Genomic DNA, 7,027 nt, shown 5'->3' with positions numbered 1-7,027 from the left:
TTGCTAGCGAACTGCAAGCCGAGGAAAATACCAGAATGAGTAAATTTCTGTAAAGATCTAGAAATAGACTTACAAGATATTAAATGCTCGCGTAGCGTAAGTGCGTTTATTTGTCGCTAGATTCATTCTCTAGTAATTCTTGTATCGCTATCAATTGGCCATCGCAATTCTCTATCAGTGTTTCGCTTTTCAACTCTGCCGCCATCACCGCTTCGTAGGTTATGCTGTGCATCATTTGGCAAAAGCACCTTATTATTGTTTGATTTGTCGATTTGCTCGTATGCCACATTGATTTTGGGCATTCCACACATATCGGCATAGGATTTGGGCGGATGTCTAAAAGCAGGAGCGTTGGACTTGTGTATAGCGACATTTGATTTGTTTGGGTGGTTATATCTTGCCCACTGTTCTCTAGTGTATTTTCTTGAATCTGCTCTGGTTCCATTTTTGCTCCCTTGTATTAATTTTGATTTTTTAGCATAATATTTTGCCCATTCTTGCTTGGTATAGCGGATTGAAGTTGTATTTTGAGATTCTTTTAATTTCATAGTAGTCTTAACTTTGACTTTTGGAAGTTTGATAAAGGTTTTTTCCGCGCGATTCATTATTGATATATCCCATTTTGCAACCTTTTTTGCAGTGCTAATGGTATAGATTTTGCCACCAATTTTTTTATCAAACTCGTATGGGCGCAATTCATATCCAATTTTGGCAATTTTTGCGTATTCGCCTATTTGAAGCTTTGAATCCGCAACTATTTGTCGTAAGTTTTCGCCCCAAATAGTTGCATTGCCCTTACGAGTATAGTAACTAACAAAATAACTCGACTTATTTAAGATATCATTATTATATGGCGCTTCACCAAAATCTATTATTCTGTAATAATGGGGTTTGGCATTATGCTCATGTAAAGTTTTAGGCTCTGTGTATTCTAGTGCATTATTTGCAATTTGCCTGCCACGAATCTTGTCGCTTCTGCGTGTTGCTAGAGCATAAACACCGCGCTTATTTAGATTGTCTGCAAAAGTTTTTCTAATACGAAGGCAATCTGCTTTCTTGATATCAATCCGCGATCCATCGTTATTGGTTGCCTTGAGGCATATATGACAATGCGGATTGTCTGTATCGTTATGAAATGCTAAGGTAAAATGAGCATTTGGATACAGATTTTTAATTGTTTCAAAAGCTGCATTTTTGAGTGCTTGGCTATCGCAATCATCATAATCGCGCATTGAAAATACCATATTATAAGTTTCTCTGCGCTCAATTTTGTTTTGATTCTTTTTAGGAATAATATAGCCATTTTGATAATTTTCAATGCAATATTCGAGCTGTGATTTATCAATATATGTATTCAAATCAGAGTCCAGTAGCTCCAAGCTCCCATCGCGAGAAATATAATTGATATGAGCAGATAATTGATTAATGTTTTTTGCGCTTGATGTTATTTTAAATACCACCTCGTAGCCATTGTTTGATAACTTTTCTCGCCTTAACAATTTGGCTTGCGCTGGATTATTTGCCGTAATTTGCTTATGTGATATAAGTGGTTTTGACTTATTTCTTGCAAGATTAATGAAATTTATTTTTGCGCGCTCTATCTGCACATTTTTTATCTTTTTTGCTCTCCATTCTGATAACTCATCATCGCTAAATTTTTTGCGAAAATGGTTTGATATACCACTCATTTTAATATCTCTTGTGAGTTATGGCATAGAGTTTTTATATCGCTAGAAATATGCGATATTTTTCTGTCTAGGTGGTCTAGCGTCTCTATAATTTTAAACAGGTTTGGATCTACCTCGTTATTGTTTCTTGAGTTTATAGCTCGCGCAATTTGATTGATATTAACACCAATTTTGTTAAGCTCGGCTCTAGTAATGGCTAGGGCTTCAATTTCTTTGCTATTAAGAATTTTAGATTCATAAACCATATTGAGTGCGTGAAATTTTATAAGCTTTGGCACGGAGTTTGCAATTGAGTTTTTGGCAGCAAGTTTTAGTAAATCATATTGGTTTTTTGTTAGCGATAGCTTTATGATTTTGTGAGATTCCTCGTTGTTGGTTGGGCTAAAGTCAAGCTTGCGTGAATGCTGTCGTGATTGCAGATATCTATTTAGCAAGTCATCAAGTATTCTTGATTTAGATATGTGCAATTCTTTGGAAAGATGATTTAGCACTTTAGCATTCTCTGCGGAAATGCTAAATGAAACAACTACAACATTGCTATTTTTAGCCATTCTACTCCGATCTTTCTTTTTTGGCGTATGCACCTTTTTTGTTTAGAAATGCAAAGCATTTATCAACAAAACTTATCGTCAGAGTGTTTTGCCGGATTGCCAAAAACACAATGGCGACTTCCAAGCAAAAACCGTTTGGTTTTCGCTTGGACTTTTTCACTATTTTGCAAAGCTTGATTTGCCAAATAGTGACTTTAGAGCTTCGCAGAACAGGGGCAAATTTTGTAAATTTGCGGAAAAAAAGCTTGCAAAAGTTATTAACTTTTGGAACTTTTTTCCTATCCTGCATCCTCTTAAAACCGAAATTATTTCAAATAATTTCTAAATAGTCAAGTAATTTTGAAATATATTGAAATATTTTGTAAATAATTAACTATTTATATGCTAATATTTGAAATTATTACAATAATACCAAAAGAAAGGAAAGGCAAAAATGGAAACACCATACATAAAGAAGTTGAGACAACAATATGCAGCTTCTATAAAAAAGGCAATAGCAAAAGAGAATGCGAAGCTAAACAATCTATATAAAGAGTTTTCGCTAAGCGTTTTCAATGAAGCACAAAATAATTCGGATCTTGACAATATCCTAAAGTCAAATCCGAAAATTAATGAATCTTTTCAAAAGCTATTATTGGCGTTTAATGATTCTAATTTATCACAAGATACAAAAACTAACACTAAGGAAGATAAATGAGCGAGTTAAACAATTTGCTAAAAACCAGCGATGATTTTTTTGAGATTAGTTTTGAACCAAGTGAAACAAATAGGTTATTGAATTTATTTAGTGACAATAAAGATACCTATGGACAGAATGGCAATAAAGATGAAATAGATGGTGTGCTTTCGCATTTAGTTGCTCTTGATGCTGCGCGTAAAGAGAGTATAAAGAGCAATGGTAATATAGATACGCCAAATGTGGAGTTTACTATTGCATATGGCGTGAATGGGAAGAGAATAGAGGAGAGCATGTCTGTGCCTTTGGGTATGGGACATTTTGAAAAAGGCATAAATTATCTGCGAGAAAATTTTGGTGTAAATTTAGAATCAAATATGGAAGTCCAAAAAGAAAAGACAGATACAAATACTAGGCTTGATAAATTTTGTTCTGCCTTGAAAATGCCGCCAAATTTAGCGCTTGATGAGCTAGATGAAAAAGGTTGGGACACAATAGGCAAAATGGCAGATTTGGCAAAGGGTTTGTCTAGCCCCGAACTTGCTGGGTTTTTGGCTGGGTTTCAGGGGGCAATCAAGGGCGGTTCATCATATCAGTCAAAAGATAAAGAAATGGATAATGAAAAATTCGCTCAACTCATGGCAACAAAACTAAATATGTCCACCAAAGAGGCTAGGCAGATTATAGAAAATGCTCAAAGCAAAAAAGATAAAGATAGTCCAAATGCAGAACGCAAAAATGAAGTATCGCAAGATAAGATAAACGAGATCAAAGAGCGAAGCAAGGTGGCAATAAAAAATCAAAAAAAGTAAAGATAAGGCAAAAGAGCGAAGTAATCAGAATCCATCTTTGAGTAAGGATAGATAATGCCAAGAGTAGCCCCCAAAAATATTACATTTATGTGCCCTATAAAGATAAAGAGCAAGTCAAAAAGCTTGGAGCAAAGTGGGATAATGAATCCAAAAAGTGGTTTGTGCCAAATGGTATAGATTTAAATAAATTTGATAAATGGCAAAAGCCACAAAACAATGAAATTGATATTAATGAAGCCATAGCGCAATTTGACAATGCTTTGCGAGAATTTGGATTGCTGTTAGATGACCTACCAATAATGGATGGCAAGCTAAAAAGAGTGAGGGTAGATGGCGATAAGGGAAGTGAAAAAAGTGGAGCATATGTTGGCTATATAGATGGTTATCCTGCTGGATATATTGAAAATTTTAAAACAGGTATAAAAGAGAATTGGAAGTTTAGATTAGGGCATGAATCTATAAAGATGCCAAATGAGAAGAGTTTGGAGATTGTTAGGAATGAAAGTGAGGCAAAGATTGCGCAAAGGGCAGATGAAAGATTGATTCTAAATAAAAAAACTGCATTGAGATTACAAAATGAGTATGACAATGCCGCAACACTGGATGGCGGCCATCCATATTTAAATGCAAAGGGCATTAAGCCAGAGTTGGATAATTTAAAAATAGATAGATTTGGTAATTTGCTTATCCCGCTAAGCGATAGTGATGGAAAAATGTGGAGCGTTCAACGAATTGCTGCGAATGGCAACAAAATTATCGGTGTAATAAAAACTCAAAGTGAAAAAGAAAGCGGAGAGGAGTATGCAGCTAGAAAAAAAGGTTGTTTTTACAGTGCTGTGCCATTAGATCTGCACGAGCAATTTTTTATCTGCGAGGGCTTTGCAACAGCGAAAAGCATAGAAATGCTACTAAATAAACCAAGCATAATGGCTGTAGACTCTGGAAATTTATTGAGTGTTTGCGAAGCGTTGGTCCAAAAATATCCTCATAAACAAATAACTATTTGCGCAGATAATGACTTAAAAAACGAAGTGAATACAGGTTTAAATGCAGCAATGAAGTGTAAAAATGAATATCCGCAAATAAATATAATCAAGCCAAGCATGGCAGATCCAAATATTAGTGATTTTAATGACTTGATGCGGCTTAAGGGTGAAATAGTGGCAAAAGCAGATATCAAATCGCAGCTAGTGGCAGCAAAAAATAAGACGAAAGATAAAGATATGAATACGGAATCCAAACTTGTTAGGAGGTGAATAATGGAAACAGAAGTTAAAAGTTGTGGTTTTGATAGGACTTATTTGGTAACTCCATACAGAGTGAAAAACTAGAGAATATGGCGATTGGCTTTGCTTTGGCCGTGTATTTTTAAATAGATTGGCTGTGTTTAATGCAGATATTGAAAAACTAATAAAAACAATATATCCGCAAATAATGCCAAAAGAGGCTAGAGATATAAAGCTTAAATTTGAGGTGGCTAAAGAAGCTTTTATTGATATTACAGGAAGTTATTGTGCTTATTTTGTTGGGCTGGTAGGAGATTAGAATGAAACCAAGTGAGTTTGATATTAGAGTTTGGAGCGAGTCGGCTTGTGGTAATGGCGATTGCAAATGCAATGGTTTTACTTATGGAAAGCAAGCTTTGGCTACTTTACAGACCATAGACAATGATAACGCAGAAATTGAGCTGTGGAGTGGGTATATCGACCCAAATGGCAAGCATGTATATGCAAATGACATTTTGCTAGTCAAGGAAAAGGACGAAGAGTATTTGGGAATCATTAGATATGAAAATAATACTTGGGGTTTTGATTTTGGCAATTATACAGATGAATTGGGCTTTGTGGTGCATTTTTGTGGCGAACATTTTGAAGTCATTGGTAATATTCACGAGAATCCCGAACTGCTAGAATCTATCAAAGAAGCAGGGGTGGCAAATGAAAAGCGTTTATGATGTTGAGAGTAGCGATGAGCTAGCAAAAAAAATATTACGAGCATTTAGAAACAGACAAGGACATCACTAAATACAAGGAAATTGCCTTGCGGATTGTTATCTCTTATGCAAGAAAGAGCAAATTTAAGCTTTTGCTTGAATTTTTCAAGGCTATTTTTATGAGTGTTGTCGGTTTTTTGTGGGGGCTTTGCTTGGCTATTTTTACAATCGCTTTTTTACCATTCCAGCAAGCGAGTGAATTTGGTTTTTGGAAAGTGAAAAACGCAATAAAGCTTTTTATCTTTTATCGAAAAGAAAAAGCCTTAATCGAGCGAGTGAATGAAAATATTGCCAAACAAGAGCGGGAGAACGCAGGAGGCATGAAATGAATACAATGCCAAATACAGGTATGATTATAGCGCTTTGATTAAATATTGATGTGCCAGTTATCGCTCGATATCTTTGCTCTTGCTAGATCTATATTTTTCCATTTTACTAGATTTGGCTATTTTTTCAATTTTTTGTTTTAATGCTTCTTGTCTATCTAGATTGGCCTGTTTATCTGGAGCTTTGATTTTTTGTTGATTTTTGCTTAGCAAATGCGTCAAATCGTGTTGTTCTCCAATATCTGTCACATCAAACTTTTGGACACAATCGGGGAGCCAAGGGAATTGGCGAGATAATCTTTTGGCAAGCAAGTCTATTTGCTTTTCATCCATTACTTCATTTGAAGTATAGCCCGAATATTGCCTATGCTCAAATCCATTTTGGAGCATAAAACCTTTGATTTGGTTATAAGCTTCTGCGGTATTGCTAAAGCGTTTCTTTAGCTCATTTGTAGATAAGTCAAAATTTATCGCCTTGCGGGATAGGCTCATTGCCAAACTCCCTCCCCCTCTTTTTTGCAAAAGTCTATCAGATCACTATCGCCTTCTTTTTCGCTTATCCATATCCACTCTTTGAGATTTAGCGTAAACCAATCATGCTCAACCAAATTTTTATAGACAAATATCCCCAAACACGCCAAATCTTGCTCATTGCCTTTGCAATGATAGGTATGCTTATCTATTTTTATAAGGCCAGATTCTCTTGCTAGCTCATCGATAAGCTGATACATTTGCTCCAAATCATACTTATCCTCTCTTAAAATCTTTTCTTCATCAAGGATTATTTTTGTTCCTAGCAAAGATCGCTTGTTTTGCATCGCAGAAGTCATTTGTTGTCCTTATATTGAAGTTTAGTAGAATTATAGCAAACATTAGATTGGTACAAGATAATTTTAGTCAATTGTTATTTGAAATCTAAAGGCGCACCATTTTGATAAATGCTTCGCATTTCTAAAAATGGGTTGAACGCCAAAAAGAATT

Annotated in this window: 10 protein-coding genes; 6 read left to right on the top strand and 4 right to left on the bottom strand. The window is 35.3% G+C overall.

Annotated features, from left to right (window positions below):
- Positions 1-122: 122 nt before the first annotated feature.
- Together mobP1 and mobC are read right to left on the bottom strand one after the other, a co-directional pair.
- Complete coding sequence (mobP1, locus tag BKN38_RS07865; protein ID WP_066457163.1) at positions 123-1,688, bottom strand: MobP1 family relaxase; 1,566 nt, start codon at positions 1,686-1,688, stop codon at positions 123-125.
- A complete protein-coding gene (gene mobC / locus BKN38_RS07860) occupies positions 1,685-2,239 on the bottom strand; it encodes a plasmid mobilization relaxosome protein MobC (RefSeq protein WP_066457167.1) in 555 nt (184 codons plus the stop codon). The genes mobP1 and mobC overlap by 4 nt, the downstream gene beginning before the upstream one ends.
- A gap of 433 nt (positions 2,240-2,672) precedes the next feature.
- Between mobC and BKN38_RS07850 the strand changes: the two genes are divergently transcribed.
- The 6 genes from BKN38_RS07850 to BKN38_RS07830 all read left to right on the top strand — a co-directional run bounded on the left by BKN38_RS07850 (position 2,673) and on the right by BKN38_RS07830 (position 6,049).
- A complete protein-coding gene (locus BKN38_RS07850; protein WP_066457173.1) occupies positions 2,673-2,936 on the top strand; it encodes a hypothetical protein in 264 nt (87 codons plus the stop codon).
- Entirely contained in the window at positions 2,933-3,727 is a 795-nt protein-coding gene (locus tag BKN38_RS07845; RefSeq protein ID WP_070957772.1) for a hypothetical protein, read from the top strand. The genes BKN38_RS07850 and BKN38_RS07845 overlap by 4 nt, the downstream gene beginning before the upstream one ends.
- Positions 3,728-3,774: 47 nt before the next feature.
- Complete coding sequence (locus tag BKN38_RS07840; protein ID WP_066457179.1) at positions 3,775-4,983, top strand: DUF5710 domain-containing protein; 1,209 nt, start codon at positions 3,775-3,777, stop codon at positions 4,981-4,983.
- Positions 4,984-5,110: 127 nt separating this feature from the next.
- On the top strand, positions 5,111-5,272 hold the full coding sequence (locus tag BKN38_RS11175) for a hypothetical protein (protein ID WP_156528258.1): 162 nt from the start codon (positions 5,111-5,113) through the stop codon (positions 5,270-5,272).
- Position 5,273: 1 nt separating this feature from the next.
- Positions 5,274-5,681 (top strand): YopX family protein, encoded by a 408-nt coding sequence (locus tag BKN38_RS07835; RefSeq protein WP_066457180.1) that lies wholly within the window; start codon positions 5,274-5,276, stop codon positions 5,679-5,681.
- An 86-nt stretch (positions 5,682-5,767) separates the two neighbouring features.
- On the top strand, positions 5,768-6,049 hold the full coding sequence (locus BKN38_RS07830) for a hypothetical protein (protein WP_066457182.1): 282 nt from the start codon (positions 5,768-5,770) through the stop codon (positions 6,047-6,049).
- Positions 6,050-6,106: 57 nt separating this feature from the next.
- Here the strand turns inward: BKN38_RS07830 and vapD are convergent, their stop codons facing one another.
- Together vapD and BKN38_RS07820 are read right to left on the bottom strand one after the other, a co-directional pair.
- Positions 6,107-6,538 carry a VapD family protein gene (gene vapD, locus BKN38_RS07825; RefSeq protein WP_066457184.1) on the bottom strand — a complete coding sequence of 144 codons (432 nt, stop codon included), beginning with the start codon at positions 6,536-6,538 and terminating at the stop codon, positions 6,107-6,109.
- The gene (locus BKN38_RS07820) at positions 6,535-6,876 is read right to left on the bottom strand and encodes a hypothetical protein (protein ID WP_066457186.1); all 342 of its coding nucleotides are present in this window, start codon (positions 6,874-6,876) and stop codon (positions 6,535-6,537) included. The genes vapD and BKN38_RS07820 overlap by 4 nt, the downstream gene beginning before the upstream one ends.
- Positions 6,877-7,027 lie beyond the last annotated feature (151 nt).

Origin of the sequence: Helicobacter sp. CLO-3, from assembly GCF_001854545.1 — a bacterium.
Classification (GTDB): domain Bacteria; phylum Campylobacterota; class Campylobacteria; order Campylobacterales; family Helicobacteraceae; genus Helicobacter_B.
The sequence above is the reverse complement of the archived record's forward strand: the minus strand, read 5'-3'. Positions and strand labels throughout refer to the sequence as shown.

Excerpts from the sequence above, each read along its gene's own strand:
- BKN38_RS07850 (WP_066457173.1), top strand. The coding sequence starts at position 2,673 with ATGGAAACACCATACATAAAGAAGTTGAGACAACAATATGCAGCTTCT.
- mobP1 (WP_066457163.1), bottom strand. The coding sequence starts at position 1,688 with ATGAGTGGTATATCAAACCATTTTCGCAAAAAATTTAGCGATGATGAG.
- mobC (WP_066457167.1), bottom strand. The coding sequence starts at position 2,239 with ATGGCTAAAAATAGCAATGTTGTAGTTGTTTCATTTAGCATTTCCGCA.
- BKN38_RS07820 (WP_066457186.1), bottom strand. The coding sequence starts at position 6,876 with ATGACTTCTGCGATGCAAAACAAGCGATCTTTGCTAGGAACAAAAATA.
- vapD (WP_066457184.1), bottom strand. The coding sequence starts at position 6,538 with ATGAGCCTATCCCGCAAGGCGATAAATTTTGACTTATCTACAAATGAG.
- BKN38_RS07845 (WP_070957772.1), top strand. The coding sequence starts at position 2,933 with ATGAGCGAGTTAAACAATTTGCTAAAAACCAGCGATGATTTTTTTGAG.
- BKN38_RS07835 (WP_066457180.1), top strand. The coding sequence starts at position 5,274 with ATGAAACCAAGTGAGTTTGATATTAGAGTTTGGAGCGAGTCGGCTTGT.